General features: G+C 60.7%; 13 protein-coding genes. 6 read left to right on the plus strand and 7 right to left on the minus strand.

Features of this window, described 5'->3' with window-relative positions; all coding sequences use genetic code 11:
* Nucleotides 1-92: 92 nt before the first annotated feature.
* Both ACOYXE_RS08295 and ACOYXE_RS08300 read right to left on the minus strand, forming a co-directional pair.
* A complete protein-coding gene (locus ACOYXE_RS08295) occupies nt 93-1,208 on the minus strand; it encodes an AI-2E family transporter (RefSeq protein WP_460928652.1) in 1,116 nt (371 codons plus the stop codon).
* Between the two features lie 105 nt (nt 1,209-1,313).
* Nucleotides 1,314-1,919, minus strand: a complete 606-nt coding sequence (locus tag ACOYXE_RS08300; RefSeq protein ID WP_099759206.1) for a TetR/AcrR family transcriptional regulator — start codon at nt 1,917-1,919, stop codon at nt 1,314-1,316.
* A gap of 156 nt (nt 1,920-2,075) precedes the next feature.
* Here ACOYXE_RS08300 and ACOYXE_RS08305 point away from each other — a divergent pair, with 156 nt between their 5' ends.
* The 5 genes from ACOYXE_RS08305 to ACOYXE_RS08325 all read left to right on the plus strand — a co-directional run bounded on the left by ACOYXE_RS08305 (nt 2,076) and on the right by ACOYXE_RS08325 (nt 9,813).
* Complete coding sequence (locus tag ACOYXE_RS08305) at nt 2,076-3,458, plus strand: aspartate aminotransferase family protein (protein WP_460928654.1); 1,383 nt, start codon at nt 2,076-2,078, stop codon at nt 3,456-3,458.
* Nucleotides 3,459-3,727: 269 nt separating this feature from the next.
* Entirely contained in the window at nt 3,728-5,431 is a 1,704-nt protein-coding gene (locus ACOYXE_RS08310; RefSeq protein WP_460928656.1) for an amidase, read from the plus strand.
* Between the two features lie 334 nt (nt 5,432-5,765).
* Complete coding sequence (locus ACOYXE_RS08315) at nt 5,766-7,061, plus strand: OprD family porin (protein ID WP_405123841.1); 1,296 nt, start codon at nt 5,766-5,768, stop codon at nt 7,059-7,061.
* 128 nt (nt 7,062-7,189) lie between these two features.
* Nucleotides 7,190-9,418 (plus strand): TonB-dependent siderophore receptor, encoded by a 2,229-nt coding sequence (locus ACOYXE_RS08320; protein ID WP_460928659.1) that lies wholly within the window; start codon nt 7,190-7,192, stop codon nt 9,416-9,418.
* Nucleotides 9,419-9,603: 185 nt separating this feature from the next.
* Nucleotides 9,604-9,813 carry a hypothetical protein gene (locus ACOYXE_RS08325; protein WP_077572742.1) on the plus strand — a complete coding sequence of 70 codons (210 nt, stop codon included), beginning with the start codon at nt 9,604-9,606 and terminating at the stop codon, nt 9,811-9,813.
* Nucleotides 9,814-10,138: 325 nt separating this feature from the next.
* On the opposite strand, the gene ACOYXE_RS08330 is transcribed toward ACOYXE_RS08325, so the two are convergent.
* The 3 genes from ACOYXE_RS08330 to zapE all read right to left on the minus strand — a co-directional run bounded on the left by ACOYXE_RS08330 (nt 10,139) and on the right by zapE (nt 12,452).
* A complete protein-coding gene (locus ACOYXE_RS08330) occupies nt 10,139-10,636 on the minus strand; it encodes a GNAT family N-acetyltransferase (RefSeq protein ID WP_160057740.1) in 498 nt (165 codons plus the stop codon).
* 101 nt (nt 10,637-10,737) lie between these two features.
* Complete coding sequence (locus tag ACOYXE_RS08335) at nt 10,738-11,319, minus strand: DinB family protein (protein ID WP_460928661.1); 582 nt, start codon at nt 11,317-11,319, stop codon at nt 10,738-10,740.
* 17 nt (nt 11,320-11,336) lie between these two features.
* Nucleotides 11,337-12,452 carry a cell division protein ZapE gene (zapE, locus tag ACOYXE_RS08340; protein WP_460928663.1) on the minus strand — a complete coding sequence of 372 codons (1,116 nt, stop codon included), beginning with the start codon at nt 12,450-12,452 and terminating at the stop codon, nt 11,337-11,339.
* Nucleotides 12,453-12,646: 194 nt separating this feature from the next.
* Here zapE and ACOYXE_RS08345 point away from each other — a divergent pair, with 194 nt between their 5' ends.
* On the plus strand, nt 12,647-13,699 hold the full coding sequence (locus ACOYXE_RS08345) for an aldo/keto reductase (protein WP_460928665.1): 1,053 nt from the start codon (nt 12,647-12,649) through the stop codon (nt 13,697-13,699).
* A gap of 109 nt (nt 13,700-13,808) precedes the next feature.
* Here ACOYXE_RS08345 and speB read toward each other — a convergent pair whose 3' ends face one another.
* Both speB and ACOYXE_RS08355 read right to left on the minus strand, forming a co-directional pair.
* The gene (speB, locus tag ACOYXE_RS08350) at nt 13,809-14,768 is read right to left on the minus strand and encodes an agmatinase (RefSeq protein WP_460928667.1); all 960 of its coding nucleotides are present in this window, start codon (nt 14,766-14,768) and stop codon (nt 13,809-13,811) included.
* 16 nt (nt 14,769-14,784) lie between these two features.
* Nucleotides 14,785-15,876: a polyamine ABC transporter substrate-binding protein gene (locus tag ACOYXE_RS08355; protein ID WP_405123847.1), complete on the minus strand. Its 1,092-nt coding sequence runs from the start codon at nt 15,874-15,876 to the stop codon at nt 14,785-14,787.
* Nucleotides 15,877-15,950: the final 74 nt, after the last annotated feature.

The raw sequence follows: 15,950 nt of genomic DNA on the forward strand, positions 1-15,950 counted from the left end.
CCTGGGTGGGCGTTGCGCCCGAAGGGCGACTGATTGACCAGCCTAGACCTCAGTGTGGGGGTACGCCAATGCGTCAGCGAGAGGGATGAGTGTCACGGCAGATGTTCTTTGCGCTGGCTCTCCAGAAGCTCGCTGACATCGGCCGGTTGATACACCCAGCCGATGAACAATTCGTAGCCAACCGCCAGAATCACCGGCCCAGTGAACAAACCAATAATGCCGCTGGTGACCATGCCCCCGAGCGCACCGATCAGCACCACTGGCATCGGCACCGCGACGCCGCGACCCAGCAACATCGGTTTGAGCACGTTGTCGGCAAGCCCGGCAATCGCCATCCACACCGCAAAGATAATCGTCCCGGCGCTGACCCCGTCCACGGCGAAGACGTAAATCACGATGGGCAGCGTGATAAGCAACACCGGCAATTGGGTGATGCCCAGCAGCAACACCATCAAGGCGAGAATGCCGGCAGCCGGGACGCCCATGACCACCAGTGCCACGCCGACCAGCAGCATCTGAATAAACGCGATGCCGACCACACCCTGCGCCACGGCGCGGATGGTTGCGGTGCACAATTGGGCAATCTGCGGGCCACGCACGGGGCCGGAAATGCGCGTGGTGACAGCCACCGCTGTGCGGTGGCCGCGCTCGCCGTGGTGCATGATCAACCCGGCGACGATCAACGCGACCACAAACACCACGATGCCCGCCCCGACACCGGCGGCTTGATGCAACACCACTTTGCTCCAGTCCTTGAGGTGTGGCGCCAGTTCCTGAAACACCCAGCTCAGGTCCTGTGATGCATGCATCCAGATACCGTACAGCGGCGCGCCAACCAGCGGCCAGTCTTCGACACTGGCCGGGGGCGGCGGTATCTCGAACTGCCCGGCTTCGAACGTGTGCATGCTGCCCTTGATCGACTCGGCGATCGACGCGCCCAGCAGGCTTAACGGCAGCATCAGAATCACCAGGCCCAGCAACACCAGAATGATCGCCGCCCAGCCGTAGCGATTACCGAGTTTCGCGCCCAGCAGCTGATTCAGCGGATACAGCGTGACAGCCAGGATCAGCGCCCAGAGCATGACATTGAGAAACGGATGAAAAATGTCGTAGCAGAACAGCACCAGAACGGTGATCAGACCCGCTCGAATGAGCACGTCGAGCAATGCTCTGGAACTCTGAAACGCTATCAGCGGTTTGTCTTCCATGTCGGCGCTCCTGGGTGGGCCATCGATGAACCGCTGTGAGCCTAGTTCACAACCGGCATATCGTCTCGACGGGGGCCCGACACGAGTCGCACATGATGGCGGCGATCAGCGCTCCAGCATGCCGTGACACAACAGATTCAAAACCCCGCGCATATGCAAGGCGTGCGCGGCCCGATCCGGGACTTCCTGCGTGGCGAGGCGAATGAACGCCATGTTCGCGTATTGGTTGAACAGCGTCGCCACCACGTCGAGATCGATCGATTCGCGCACTTTTCCCGCTTGCTGAAAATGCAGGAGCAGCGCTTTGGTTTCTTCGATCACGGCCGCGTTCCACGGACTCATCGCTTCGGCCAGTTCACCGGTCAGCAGAAATGGCGCCAGTTCCCGCCACAACGAAGCCGGCATCGCCTGTAGCTGGTAATCGGTCATCAGCCCTTCGAACTCGCACAACGCCTCCAGCGGATCGCTGTCCTCGTCCAGATTCGCCCGCGCCTCGCGCATGGCTTGCTCGTCGGGTTGCTTGAGCAAGGCCAGCAGAATCTCCTGCTTGCCGCCGAAATAGTTCACCACCGTGGGCGCCGAAACCCCCGCCTGCACGGCGATCTGGTCCAGCGTGGTGGCCGCAAAGCCGTTGCGCTTGAACAACTCGAGCGCCGCCTCGGCAATCACCTGCCGGCGCTGTTCCTTTTGCCGCTCTCTGAGTCCGCTCATGTTGCCTCTGATGATCCCTGCCAATGGCCCTCAGCCTACTGATATTTTTTTCACCAACAAATATTTTATTTACAAAAATATTTTTAGATGACAAAACTTTATCCGTGCAGCGCTGCGACGAACGCACCCACTTACCATTTGCTCTGGAGATCCGCCATGTCCGCCGAATTCGATTCGACCCGCAGTACCCGCGATTACCAAGCCTCTGACGCCGCTCACCACATCCACGCGTTCGTTGATCAGAAGGCCCTCAACGAGGAAGGCCCGCGAGTGATGGTCAGCGGCGATCGCCTGGCATTGTGGGACAACGACGGCAATCGCTATCTGGACGGCATGTCGGGTTTGTGGTGCACCAACCTCGGTTACGGGCGCAAGGATCTCGCCGCCGCCGCGACTGCGCAGCTGGAACAACTGCCCTACTACAACATGTTCTTCCACACCACTCACCCGGCGGTGATCGAGCTGTCCGAACTGCTCTTCAGCCTGTTGCCCAAGCACTACAGCCACGCGATCTACACCAACTCCGGTTCCGAAGCCAACGAAGTGCTGATCCGCACCGTGCGCAAGTTCTGGCAGGTGATGGGCCAGCCCGAGAAGAAAATCATGATCGGCCGCTGGAACGGCTACCACGGCTCGACCCTGGCGGCGACGGCGCTAGGCGGGATGAAGTTCATGCACGAGATGGGCGGCACCATCCCTGATGTAGCGCACATTGATGAGCCGTATTGGTTCGCCCACGAAGGTAATCTCAGCCCGGAAGAATTCGGCCTGCAAGCCGCGCGGCAACTGGAAGACAAGATTCTCGAACTGGGCGCCGACAAGGTCGCTGCGTTCGTCGCCGAACCTTTTCAGGGTGCGGGCGGCATGATCATTCCGCCGGCGACTTACTGGCCGGAAATTCAGCGTATCTGCCGTAAGTACGATGTGTTGTTGTGTGCGGACGAAGTGATTGGCGGTTTCGGCCGCACTGGTGAATGGTTCGCGCATCAGACGTTCGGCTTTGAGCCGGACACGCTGTCGATCGCCAAGGGCCTGACCTCCGGTTACATCCCAATGGGCGGTTTGATTCTGTCGCGACGCATGGCCGAGGCGCTGGTGGAAAAAGGCGGCGTGTTTGCCCACGGCCTGACCTATTCCGGCCACCCGGTGGCGGCCGCTGTGGCGATTGCCAACCTCAAGGCCTTGCGCGATGAAGGCGTGGTCACCCGGGTGAAAACCGACACCGGCCCGTACCTGCAAAACTGCCTGCGCGAAGTGTTCGGCAATCACCCGCTGGTGGGTGAGATTCAGGGCGTCGGGCTGGTGGCGGCGTTGCAGTTTGCTGAGGACAAAGCGACGCGCAAGCGTTTTGCCAATGAAAACGACATTGCCTGGCGTTGCCGCACGATTGGTTTTGAGGAAGGCTTGATCATTCGTTCGACATTGGGGCGGATGATCATGGCGCCGGCGTTGGTGGCCATGCGCACGGAGCTGGATGAGCTGATCGACAAGACGCGGATTGCGGTGGATCGGACGGCGCGGGAGTACGGCGTTTTGTGATCGGCTGAAGGAATATGGCGGCCGGAATACAGCTATCGCGAGCAGGCTCACTCCTACATTTGAAATGCGTTCCCCTGTAGGAGTGAGCCTGCTCGCGATGGCGTCAGTCGGGTTGAAAACAGGCAAGATTCAATCCCGCCGATTACTCCGCACGCCGCTTGGTGTTAAATAGGCGCCAGTCTTAACCTTGTCGCTTATAGCTGTGCAACGAGAACCGATATGAACACCCATTCCAGGAAAAACACCCAAATTCAAACAGCGGTGAGCGCATGATCGAAGTCACCGAAGTTTCCATTGCCCAACTGCGCGCCGCCCTTGAGTCCGGCCAGACCACCGCAGTCGAACTGGTGCAGGCGTATCTGGCGCGTATCGACGCCTACGACGGCGCCGACACACCGACGGCGCTGAATGCCGTGGTCGTGCGCAACCCGGAAGCGTTGAACGAGGCACGGGCGTCCGATGCCCGTCGCGCCAAAGGCGAAACCCTCGGCCCGCTCGATGGCATTCCCTACACCGCCAAAGACAGTTATCTGGTCAAGGGCCTGACCGCTGCGTCCGGCAGCCCGGCCTTCGCTGATCTGGTCGCTTATCGCGATGCCTTCACCATCGAACGCTTGCGCGGCGCCGGGGCGATTTGCCTGGGCAAGACCAACATGCCGCCGATGGCCAATGGCGGCATGCAACGCGGCGTCTACGGTCGCGCCGAAAGTCCTTACAACGCCGCTTACCTGACCGCGCCGTTTGCCTCCGGCTCGTCGAACGGTGCCGGCACCGCTACCGCCGCCAGTTTCGCCGCATTCGGTCTGGCCGAAGAAACCTGGTCGAGCGGGCGTGGCCCGGCGTCGAATAATGGTTTGTGCGCCTACACCCCATCGCGCGGGGTGATCTCGGTGCGCGGCAACTGGCCGTTGACGCCGACCATGGACGTGGTCGTGCCTTACGCGCGGACCATGGCTGACCTGCTCGAAGTCCTCGACATTGTGGTGGCAGAAGACCCGGACACCCGTGGCGACCTGTGGCGCCTGCAACCGTGGGTGCCGATCCCGAGCGTCAGCGAAGTGCGTCCCGCCACTTACGCCGATCTGGCCGCTGACGCCAAAGCGCTGACCGGCAAACGTTTCGCCGTGCCGCGCATGTTCATCAATGCTGACTCTGAAGCCGGCACCAGTGAAACCCCGGGTATCGGTGGCCCGACCGGCCAGCGCATCAACACCCGCGCTTCGGTGATCGACCTGTGGAAGCAGGCGCGTCAGGCCCTCGAAGCCGCCGGTGCCGAAGTCATCGAAACCGATTTCCCGCTGGTCTCCAACTGCGAAGGCGATCGTCCCGGCGCCCCGACCGTGTTCACCCGGGGTCTGGTCTCCAAAGAGTTCCTCCACCATGAACTGTGGGACCTGACCGCGTGGGCGTTCGATGACTTCCTGCAAGCCAACGGTGACCCGAAACTCAATCGTCTGGTCGACGTCGACGGGCCGAAAATCTTCCCGCACGAACCAGGCACGCTGCCTAACCGTGAGGGCGATCTGGTGGCGGGCATGGATGAATACGTGCGCATGGCCGAGCGTGGCATCACGCCGTGGAATGAAATCTCCACCGTGCCCGATGGCCTGCGTGGCCTCGAACAGACTCGACGCCTCGACCTCGAAGACTGGATGGACAACCTAGGCCTCGACGCCGTGCTGTTCCCGACGGTCGCTGACGTTGGCCCGGCGGACGCTGATGTCAATCCTGAGTCGGCCGACATCGCCTGGAGCAACGGCATCTGGGTGGCCAATGGCAACCTCGCGATCCGCCACCTCGGCGTGCCAACCGTCACCGTGCCGATGGGCGTGATGGCCGACATCGGCATGCCGGTCGGCCTGACCTTCGCCGGCCGCGCCTACGACGACTCGAACCTGCTGCGCCTGGCCGCCGCGTTTGAATCGACCGGCAGCAAACGCCAGATCCCGCCGCGCACGCCGCCATTGTCGTAACGCGATCAAAACTGTAGGAGCGAGCCTGCTCGCGAAAGCGGTGTGTCAGCCTGAATAAACTTGACTGACACGCCGCCATCGCTGGCAAGCCAACTGCCACAGGTTTCAGCTCCAGTCACAAAATCCTCATTCAACCCAAATCCCCTGTAGGAGCGAGCCTGCTCGCGAAAGCGGTGTGTCAGCTGATAGAAATGTTGCCTGATGTACCGCATTCGCGAGCAGGCTCGCTCCCACAGGTTTTGTGTGATGCCGTTCATTGAGCACATCCGCTCAATCTCTCACGCTGCAATCCCTCGATCATTCCAGCCACCTTAATTGCCGCTGGCCACTGACCATGATCGACCGCTTCCCCTCGCGCCTCACCCTGCTCGCGCTGCTCTGCGGTCTGAACCCAACCGCCCACGCCAGCGGTTTTTTCGACGATGCCCAAAGCGAAGTGCTCAGCCGCAACTTCTACCTGAGCAACGACTATCGCTCGCCTTCGCCCTCCGGAAAAAACTATAAACAGGAATGGGCTCAAGGCTTTATCGGCACTTTCTCATCCGGTTTCACATCCGGTGCAGTCGGTTTCGGCATCGATGCCCACGCCTTCGCCGGGTTGAAACTGGACGGCGGCAAGGGGCATTCCGGGACCGGTCTGCTGCCGGTCGACAGCGACGGTCGCAGCGCAAACGACTACTCCAGCGTCGGCGGCGCGCTCAAGCTGAAAGCCTCGCGGACCACCCTCGCCTTCGGTGAAATGACCGTCGAAACCCCGGTATTCGACACCTCCGACAAACGCCTGCAACCGGAGTACGCCACCGGTTTCCTGCTCAACAGCGCCGAGTTCGACCACGTCAATCTGGTGGCCGGGCATTTCACCGCGTTCAAGAATCAGGACAGCTCATCTGGCAAAGGCGACTTTTACGGTTACGGCGCCAATACCGAGGCCGGCGGCATCAGTTTTCTCGGCGCCGACCTGTTCGCTGATAACCCGATTGGCGGCGCGTTGTACGCGTCTGAACTCAGCGACACGTGGCACCAGTACTACGGCAATCTGCATTTCAAGCAATCCGGCATATTGCTCGACGCCAACCTCTACCACACCCGCGACACCGGCCGCGCACTGGCCGGTGCCATCGACAACAGCGCGTTCAGCCTGTCCGGCAAATACGCCTTCGGCCCTCACGCGGTAATGCTTGGCTGGCAACGGATCAATGGCGACACGCCGTTCGACTTCGTTGGCGGCGACTCGATCTACCTCGCCAACTCGATCAAATACGCCGACTTCAACGGCGCCAACGAACGCTCCTGGCAAGCGCGCTACGACCTCGACCTCGGCGCCTTCGGCATTCCCGGGCTGAACTTCATGACCCGCTACGTCACCGGCAGGCACATCGACGGTACTCACGCCCCTAGGGGCGGCGCCTATAACCCGTTTGATCCTGACAGCGGAAACTTTCAGCCGCAGCAAGGCAATGGCGGCAAGCACTGGGAGCGCGATATCGATTTGAAATACATCGTGCAATCGGGCGCGGCGAAGGATTTGTCGGTGCAGCTATCGCACGTATCGCACCGGGCCAATGAGGCGCAGGCGGGTGATGATATCGACCGGATCTACGTAGTCGTCCAGTACCCCTTGAGTTTCTGACAGAACGCGATCGATGGAATTGAAACATCCTCAAATAATAATATTTCTCGTTTGGCACTAAATCCCAGCCCTACCCCTCGTCTTTGAACAAACGGAATTTTTCCCTCGAAGACAAGGAGTCGGCTGCGATGTTCGCGCCCATTACCCGTTCCATGACCCTGACCCTCGGCCTGTGCAGCGCTGCGTTCAGTGCCGATCTGCTAGCTGAAACCGAAGCCGAAAAAACGCCACAGCCTGCCAACACGGCGCTTGAGCTGGCGGCGACCAACGTCAGCGCACAAGGCTTGGGTACCACCACCGAAAACACTGAGTCCTACACCACCGGCGCCATGAGCACGGCTACGCGCCTGAACCTGTCGATCAAGGAAACCCCGCAATCGGTGTCGGTGATCACCCGCCAGCAAATGGATGATTTCAAACTCGGTACATTGTCTGAAGCGATGCGCCAGACCACGGGTGTGGTGGTGCAGCATCTGGATTCGGACCGAGTCAGCTATTCCTCGCGCGGTTATGCGATCAACAACTTCCAGATCGACGGGATGCTCAACACCTTCGATCGCATGAAGTCCGATTCCGACACCATCATTTACGACCGTATCGAGGTGGTGCGCGGTGCCACTGGGCTGACCACGGGGGCCGGTGATCCATCGGCGACCATCAACATGGTGCGCAAGCGTCCGACCGCGCAATGGCAGGCGCTGGCCGGGGTCAGTGGTGGCAGCTACGACAATTACTACAGCTACGTCGACGTCGGTGGGCCGTTGGCTTTCGAGGGTCGCCTGCGCGGTCGCACGGTGTTGGCCTATCGCGACAACCAGTCGATCAAAGACAAATACGCGCTGCAACGGGAGGTCGGTTATGGCGTACTGGAAGCCGATCTGACTGACTCCACCGTGCTGGCAGTCGGTTACGACTATCAGAACAAACACGTGCAAGGCTCGTCCTGGGGCACCGTGCCCTACTGGAATGCCGATGGCAGCAAGGCCGGTCTCGGGCGCTCGACCAACATGGCGACGTCGTGGAGTTCCTGGCCGCTGCAAGACAAGACCGCGTTTGCCACCCTCGATCAGCAACTGGGCGGCGGCTGGCGCCTGAAAGCCGCGTACACCCACCGCGAGAGCAATACCGACGGCAAGGTCTATTACGGTGGTGCCGGTTTTCCCGCAGCGGACCGCAGCGGCATGATCGCCTACACCTCGCACATGATCGGCACGCAGAAAATGCAGGCGTATGACTTCAATGTCTCCGGCCCTTACTCCCTGTTGGGCCGTGAGCACGAAATGATGTTCGGCTACGGTGAGGCCGAACGCCGCTCGAACTCTCCGTACACCATTGCCGGCGCACGTTCCAAGGACTACGGGACCATCCGCGACTGGAAATACATGGGCGACATCGCCAAGTTCAGCGACACCGTCACCGACCTCACCGGGTCCAAGGACGATACCCGGCAGAAAGCCGGGTACATCGCCACGCGCCTGAGCCTGACCGATGATCTGCACGCCGTGCTCGGCAGCCGATATGGCAGTTGGCAAGCGTCCAGTACCAGCAACAGTTACGACGCCAATCGGCAGCTGACGGAGGTCGATTACACCAGCCAGAAACAGAACGACGTCTGGACGCCTTACGCCGGGCTGCTGTATGACCTGACCCCGGAATACACGGCGTACGTGAGTTACACCGACATCTTCAAGCCCCAGGGCAACCGCGACAAGAATCGCAAATACATCGACCCGGTGGTCGGCAAAAACTATGAAGTGGGCATCAAGGGTAGCCTGCTCGAGGAACGCCTGAACCTGTCCACGGCGGTGTTCTGGAGCAAGCAGGATAACGTCGCCGAACTCGACAACTCGGTCCCGGCAGATCCGGTTACCCGCGAGCAGTTCTACAAATCCGGCGGCAAGGGCAACAAGGTCAACGGCTTTGAAGCCGAAGTGTCCGGGGAAATCCTTCAGGGCTGGAACATGACCGCCGGTTACACCTACACCCACTCGGTCAACGGCGAAAGCGCGCGCACCAACACCAATCAGCCGATGAACCTGTTGCGCGTGTCCACGGCGTACCGTTTGCCGGGCGAATGGCAGGCGCTGACCGTGGGCGGCGCGGTGAACTGGCAAAGCGATGTGTATGGCACGTCGAGCCGACCGGTTGCCGGCGACACCGAAGAAGCGCGAATCGCCCAGAGCGCCTACACCGTGGTCAATCTGATGTCGCGCTACGAGTTCGATCGGCATCTGTCGGCATCACTGAACGTCAACAACCTGTTCGACAAGAAGTATTACGACAACGTCGGCTTCTATAACGGCGTGTACTGGGGTGATCCGCGCACGTTGACGGTGAGTCTCGACTGGAAGCTCTAAGCCTTCCCCTTCGACGCGGCGTGCCTTCGCCTGATGGCCGCCGCGTCTGTCAGATATCGCGCCGCAACATGCTGCAAAACCTACACTGAACCGGCGTTAACCCCGTGTTAATTCATGCCACCCAGACTCTCTTCCGAGATCTGCTTCATGGACGAACAGCTCCCACTTGTTCAGTAGGAGGCACCATGAAAATCACCACCGTAATCCTTGCCGGGCTGTTTGCCCTGGGTTCTGCCAGCGTCTTTGCCGAAGGCGGCGCTGAGCGCATGCGTTATTACTACGACAACTTCCCGGTTCACCACGCCCAGAGCGAGCAGAAGAGCGACGCCAACGCGAAAGAAATTCGCGTTCCCGCCGACCAGACGGCGCAAGTGACCGAGTCCTATCGCGACTGAGACTGACCGAGCAACCGATGGACCTCCCGTGGCTCCGCTCTGGCCCGGGAGAAGACAGTTTGGCGCCCTGATTGGGGCGCCTTTTTTTTGGGGCATTGAGATGGGTGTTCGGCATTCTACTGTGGCGCACTCGCCCCTCATCGGAACGCCGCCCGCCCAGCCCTCTCCCGAGGGAGAGGGAGAGGGAGAGGGAGAGGGAGCTGTTTTGTGGTGTTTTCAAGCCTGAGTTCGACTCGATATTTCAGGTCGGCGTACCTCGTCCAAACACCTCGGTCAGTCCCCTCTCCCCCTGGGAGAGGGTTAGGGTGAGGGGCTTTTCAGGCTTTCAGGTCTGCAGATTCTTGATCCAGAACAGCATGCGCCCGTGATTCGGGTCGAACATGCCCGGCGCGAAGCCGAATTTGCTGTAGGCATTCTGCGCCACGGCGTTGCCTTCCAGCACTTCGAGGGTGATCTTGCAGCAGCCGCGCTGGCGAGAGATTTCCTCGACTTTCTGCAGCATTTTCTGGCTCAGACCGAGGCCGCGAAACTTGCCCACCACCGCCACGTCGTGGACGTTGACCAAGGGTTTGCAGGCAAACGTGGAGAACCCTTCAAAGCAGTTCACCAGACCTGCCGGCTCGCCACCGACGAAGGCCAACACGCTGAACGCATGCGAGCGTCGGGCCAGTTCTTCGGGCAGTCGACGCAGCAGATCGGGGTCGAGCGAATGACCGCCGCCCATAGGGTCTTCTGCGTAATGATTGAGCACGATACCGATGGCTTCGGCATGCGTTGGATTGCTGTAGCTGGCTTGAAGCACAAGAATTTCTGCGGAATCCATTTCCATCCCCGAACACACAAAAGCCCCGGCGCGCAAAGTGCGCACTGAAAGGCTGTCTGACCTTAGCGCGAGTGTGGACCGGCCGACAATCTTTTGTCTCGTCAGTGGCCCCAGATCAGTTCTTCAGTCCAGCCCAGTTCGGCAAAATCCTCGGCGCGCAGGCCGCTCTCACCGACACAGAAGAACTCATCCAGTTGCGGCGGCTTCACCGCGGTGTCGCTAAGCATCGCATGCACCTGACCACGGTGATGAAGCTGATGCTCGAACAGGTGCGACAGCATGCGCAAACGACTGTCGTGCTGCGGCGTATCTCGGGCGATGGTGACGATTCGAGGCAGATCGGCATCGCGCAGTTGCTCGCAATAAGCAATCAGCCGTCGATCAACGTGAGCCTGCTCTTTACGCAATTGCGGGCCGTCGGTAAACGGCTCGTCGACATTGAAAAACACATAGCAGTCGGGATGCGGCTCGGCCCCGCGCAGTTCGCGCTCCAGTGCATCGACGTAGAACCAGTCGCAGGTGAGGATGTGATTGAGGGTCAGACGAATGCTCGGGAAGAAGCTCACCCGGGGCGCGGCCAGATCTGCCGCGCCGAGCTGGCTCCAGGCCTTGGCCAGACGATGATTGGCCCAGGCATTCTGGTAAGCCATGGTCAACAAATGATGGGATAACGCTTGGCTCATGTCGGCGCCCTCTTCACTCAAGCTTCGGCAAAACGCTGCAGCTGCATTTCCTGCAAGCGACTGAGGGTGCGGCGGAACGGGAATTCCAGATAACCCTCGGTGTACAGCGCGTCCATCGGCACTTGGGCCTCGATGTACAGCGGCACCTTGCGGTCGTAGCACTCGTCGACCAGCGCGATGAAACGCCGCACGCCGTCGTCGTGAACCGACAATTGCGGCAACTCGCGATCACCGGCCACCACACGTTGCGCGCCGTCTTCAGTGCCGCGAGCGATGCGCCCTTCACGTTTTTGGGCGCTGAGGTTCGGCACTTCGCTCAACAGAATAGCTGTGTAGCGATCGCACAGCGCGATGAAATCCATGGCGGCGAACGGTTGCTCGCAGAGATCGGCGTAGCGGCACCACACCACCGTTTCACTGGCCTGCACCACGTTCAACTGGCGATGCCCGACCGACACCGGTTCAACGCTCGCCGGTTGCCCGGCGGTCAGTGCCTGAAAGACTTCGTCCAGCGCACTGAGCGAGGACGTGGCCACAAAGTAGCGTTGCAGACCCGCCCCCGGATGCAGGCGATGATCCTCGGCGCCATTCACCGCGACCACCTGCATATGCGCCTTGATCGCGGCAATTGCCGGTACAAAGCGGTCGCGATTGAAACCATCGGCGTACAAGTCATCCGGCGGCAGATTGGAGGTGCAAACGATCACCACGCCTTCGTCGAACATCACCTGAAACAACCGACCGAGAATGATCGCGTCGCCGATGTCGTTGACGAACAGCTCGTCGAAGCACAGCACCCGCACCTCGGCCGCCAGCTCTTTGGCCAGCGCGCGCAACGGATCGGCAATCCCGGTCAACTGGAACGAGCGCTGATGCACCCAGCCCATGAAGTGATGAAAGTGTTGGCGTCGCGCCGGCACCCGCAGGCTCTGATAGAACTGATCCATCAGCCAGGTCTTGCCGCGTCCGACCGGCCCCCACAGATAAACGCCGGTGACCGAACGGGCACCGGTGTGCAGGGCTTCGTGGCATTTTTGCAGCGCCCAGACTGCGTGTTCCTGGGCTTCATCCTGGATAAAGCCCTTGTGTTGCACGGCGTGTTGCCAGGCGCTGAGAGGAGAGTCGAAAGTCATGCGCGGCAGTATGCCACGACTGTTACTACGCCAAAGACCAGCATTGGCAAATGCCCGTTCATCATCACGCCGCGCAGCTCGAATGACCGATGAGCAACAAGGCACTTGACGCTGAATATTATCAGCATCATATTGACGAAAATATGTTGCTCGTAATTTTTACTCTTGCCACGCTTTCTATCTGGAGCATCGCCATGCATTACAAGGTTTTCGGCCGCAAAACCGGCCTGCGCGTATCGGAACTGGCGTTGGGCGCCGGCAATTTCGGCACCGGTTGGGGTCACGGCGCCGAACGTGACGAAGCCAAGCGGATCTTTGATGGCTTTCTCGATGCCGGCGGCAACTTCATTGATACCGCCAACGGCTATCAAGGTGGACAGTCGGAGTCGATGCTCAGCGAATTCATCGCCCCGGAGCGTGATCGGCTGGTGATCGCCACCAAGTACAGCATGGGCACGACCCCGGCCGACGGTATTTCCCACACCGGCAACAGCCGGAAAAACATGGTTCGCGCAGTAGAAGAAAGCCTCAAACGCTTGAACACCGATCACATCGATCTGTTCTGGGCCCACGTAACTGATGGCGTGACACCCATGGAGGAAATCCTGCGCGGTTTTGATGACCTGGTGCGCGCCGGCAAGATTCACTATGCCGGCTTGTCGAACTTCCCGGCGTGGCGCGTTTCCCGCGCTGACGTGTTGGCGGAACTGCGCGGCTTTGCGCCGATCGCCGCGATTCAGGTTGAATACAGCCTCGCCGAACGCAGCGCCGAGCGCGAATTGCTGCCGATGGCCGAGGCGCTCGGACTCGCGGCGACGCTGTGGTCGCCGCTGGCCGGTGGCTTCCTTACTGGCAAGTATCGCGGCGGCGATGACAACAACCGTGCGAGCAAACTCGGCATGCTGGTGCACGCGGAAAAAAGCGCCCGAGAAACCGCCCTGCTCGATACGTTGCTGGCGGTGGCCGCAGAAATCGGCGTCAGCCCGACCCATGTCGCTATTGCCTGGTTACGCGAGAAGGCCCGGCGCTCGACGACCGCGCTGATTCCGATCCTCGGCTCGCGTACCCGCGAACAACTCGACAAAACCCTGGGCGCACTCGAGGTGCAACTGAGCGAGCAACACATGGCGCGGCTTGAGGAGATCAGCGTCGTGCCGGCCGGCGTACCGCACGAGACGATTGCCAGTGCCACACCTCGCTTTACCGGCCCGCAAACGTTGGACCTGCCGATCATCCCGGTAGCCTGACCCGGCTGTGAGTGCTTGCTCGCGAAAGCGGCGGGTCAGTCGACAAGAGGTTGGCTGATCCGACGCCTTCGCGAGCAGGCTCGCTCCCACAGGGGTACGCCGTGTTGCGTCAAATATCGACCTTGTGGCGGGCGGCGTAGAGGCAGAGCATTTCCATCGCCAATGTGGCGGCGGCCAATGAAGTGACCTCGGCATGGTCGTAGGCCGGGGCGACTTCCACCACGTCCATGCCGACCAGGTTGATCCCGCGCAAACCACCGAGAATTTCCAGCGCTTGCACGGTGCTCAAGCCTCCACAGACAGGGGTGCCGGTGCCCGGTGCGAAGGCCGGATCCAGGCAATCGATGTCGAACGTCAGGTACACCGGGTTATCGCCCACCCGCGCGCGGATCGCTTCGACAATCGCTTCGCAACCACGGCGATGCACCTGCCGGGCATCCAGTACCTGAAAGCCCATGTGATCGTCATTGGTGGTGCGCAAACCGATCTGTACCGAGCGCGCCGGATCAACCAGCCCTTCGCGCACCGCGTGCCAGAACATGGTGCCGTGGTCGACCCGCTTGCCCTCCTCGTCCGGCCAGGTGTCGCTGTGCGCATCGAAGTGGATCAGCGACAGCGTGCCGTGCTTGCGAGCATGGGCCTTGAGCAGCGGATAGCTGATGAAGTGATCACCGCCAAACGTCAGCATCGCGCTGCCGGCGTTGAGAATCTGCTCGGCGTGAGCTTCGATGCTTTCCGGGACGCTGTGCGGCGAGCCGAAATCAAAATCGCAGTCGCCATAGTCGATGACCGCCAGATGATCGAACGGATCAAACGTCCAAGGCCAGTGGCGCTCCCAGGCAATGCCGGTGGACGCGGCGCGAATCCCCCGTGGCCCGAAACGTGCGCCGGGGCGATTGCTGGTGGCGGTGTCGAACGGCACGCCGCTGACCGCGACATCAACGCCGCGCAGATCACGGCTGTAGCGGCGGCGCATGAAACTGGTGATGCCGGCGTAGGTGCTTTCGGCAGCGGTGCCGTAGAGGCTGTCGCGGGTCATCGCCTGATCGTTTTGCATGGGCACATCCATCGTGGTGCTCCTGTTGTTATTGATGGCTACGGAAAGTGGTCCACAGACGCGTGCGCTGACGCATGTCCTTGAGGCTCATGCTGCGGTCGGCGTAGAGCCGCGCACGCACGTCGCTCGGCGGATAGATGTCGGGATCGTTGCGCACGGCTTCATCCACCAATGGCGTGGCGGCCTGGTTGGCGGTGGCAAAAAACAACGTGTTGGTCAGTTCGGCCACAGAGTCCGGGCGCAGCATGAATTCGATGAACGCCCGCGCGGCTTCGGGGTGCGGCGCGTCTTTGGGGATGGCCAGATTGTCCTGCCACACCAGCGTGCCTTCCTTGGGAATGCGGTAGGCCACTTCGTACTGTTTATTGGCCTTGCGGGCCTGATCAGCGGCCATGCTCGCGTCGCCGTTGTAGGTCAGCGCGAGACACACATTGCCGCTGGCCAGATCATTGATCTGCCGACCGCTGGCGACGTACAGCACCGACGGCTGAAGTTTCTGCAACAACGCCTCGGCGGCAGCCAGATCATTCTTGTCGGTGCTGTAGGGATCTTTACCCAAGTAATGCAGAGCCAGACCAATGACCTCCTGCGGCGAATCGAGAATGGCGATGCCGCAATCCTTGAGCTTGCTGGCGTTCTCGGGTTTGAACAGCAGATCCAGGCTGTTCAGCGGCACCTCGGGCAACCGTTTCTTCACGGCCTCGACGTTCATACCCAGACCCAGCGTGCCCCAGGTGTATGGCACGCCGAAGCGATTGCCGGGGTCGACAGCGGCCATTTTTTCGAGCAAATCCGGATCAAGATTGGCGTAGCCCTTGAGGCTCTCATGGGAGATTTCCTTCAATGCGCCGGCCGCCAGTCCACGCGCCAGAACGCTGGACGACGGCACCACCACGTCGTAACCGCTGCCGCCGGTGAGCAATTTGGTCTCCAGCACCTCGGAGGTATCAAAGGTGTCGTAGCGCACATGAATGCCGGTTTCCTGCTCGAACCGTTGCAGGGTTCGCGGCGGCACGTAGTCGGCCCAGCTGTAGAGGTTGAGGGTGTTGTCCTCGGCCTGAGCCTGAACAGCTACGGACAACAGCAGCGCGGGTAAACACAGCTTGAACACGGGAGCCATGACGAACACCTGACCGGAGGAAGTGGTTGCAGGATGCGTCGTCGGATACATTAGAAAAATAGCCGAATAATTAT

The organism is Pseudomonas sp. MC6, assembly GCF_054790575.1.

Coding starts and splice junctions, on each gene's coding strand:
- ACOYXE_RS08295 (WP_460928652.1), bottom strand. CDS start 1,208: ATGGAAGACAAACCGCTGATAGCGTTTCAGAGTTCCAGAGCATTGCTC.
- ACOYXE_RS08300 (WP_099759206.1), bottom strand. CDS start 1,919: ATGAGCGGACTCAGAGAGCGGCAAAAGGAACAGCGCCGGCAGGTGATT.
- ACOYXE_RS08305 (WP_460928654.1), top strand. CDS start 2,076: ATGTCCGCCGAATTCGATTCGACCCGCAGTACCCGCGATTACCAAGCC.
- ACOYXE_RS08310 (WP_460928656.1), top strand. CDS start 3,728: ATGATCGAAGTCACCGAAGTTTCCATTGCCCAACTGCGCGCCGCCCTT.
- ACOYXE_RS08315 (WP_405123841.1), top strand. CDS start 5,766: ATGATCGACCGCTTCCCCTCGCGCCTCACCCTGCTCGCGCTGCTCTGC.
- ACOYXE_RS08320 (WP_460928659.1), top strand. CDS start 7,190: ATGTTCGCGCCCATTACCCGTTCCATGACCCTGACCCTCGGCCTGTGC.
- ACOYXE_RS08325 (WP_077572742.1), top strand. CDS start 9,604: ATGAAAATCACCACCGTAATCCTTGCCGGGCTGTTTGCCCTGGGTTCT.
- ACOYXE_RS08330 (WP_160057740.1), bottom strand. CDS start 10,636: ATGGATTCCGCAGAAATTCTTGTGCTTCAAGCCAGCTACAGCAATCCA.
- ACOYXE_RS08335 (WP_460928661.1), bottom strand. CDS start 11,319: ATGAGCCAAGCGTTATCCCATCATTTGTTGACCATGGCTTACCAGAAT.
- zapE (WP_460928663.1), bottom strand. CDS start 12,452: ATGACTTTCGACTCTCCTCTCAGCGCCTGGCAACACGCCGTGCAACAC.
- ACOYXE_RS08345 (WP_460928665.1), top strand. CDS start 12,647: ATGCATTACAAGGTTTTCGGCCGCAAAACCGGCCTGCGCGTATCGGAA.
- speB (WP_460928667.1), bottom strand. CDS start 14,768: ATGGATGTGCCCATGCAAAACGATCAGGCGATGACCCGCGACAGCCTC.
- ACOYXE_RS08355 (WP_405123847.1), bottom strand. CDS start 15,876: ATGGCTCCCGTGTTCAAGCTGTGTTTACCCGCGCTGCTGTTGTCCGTA.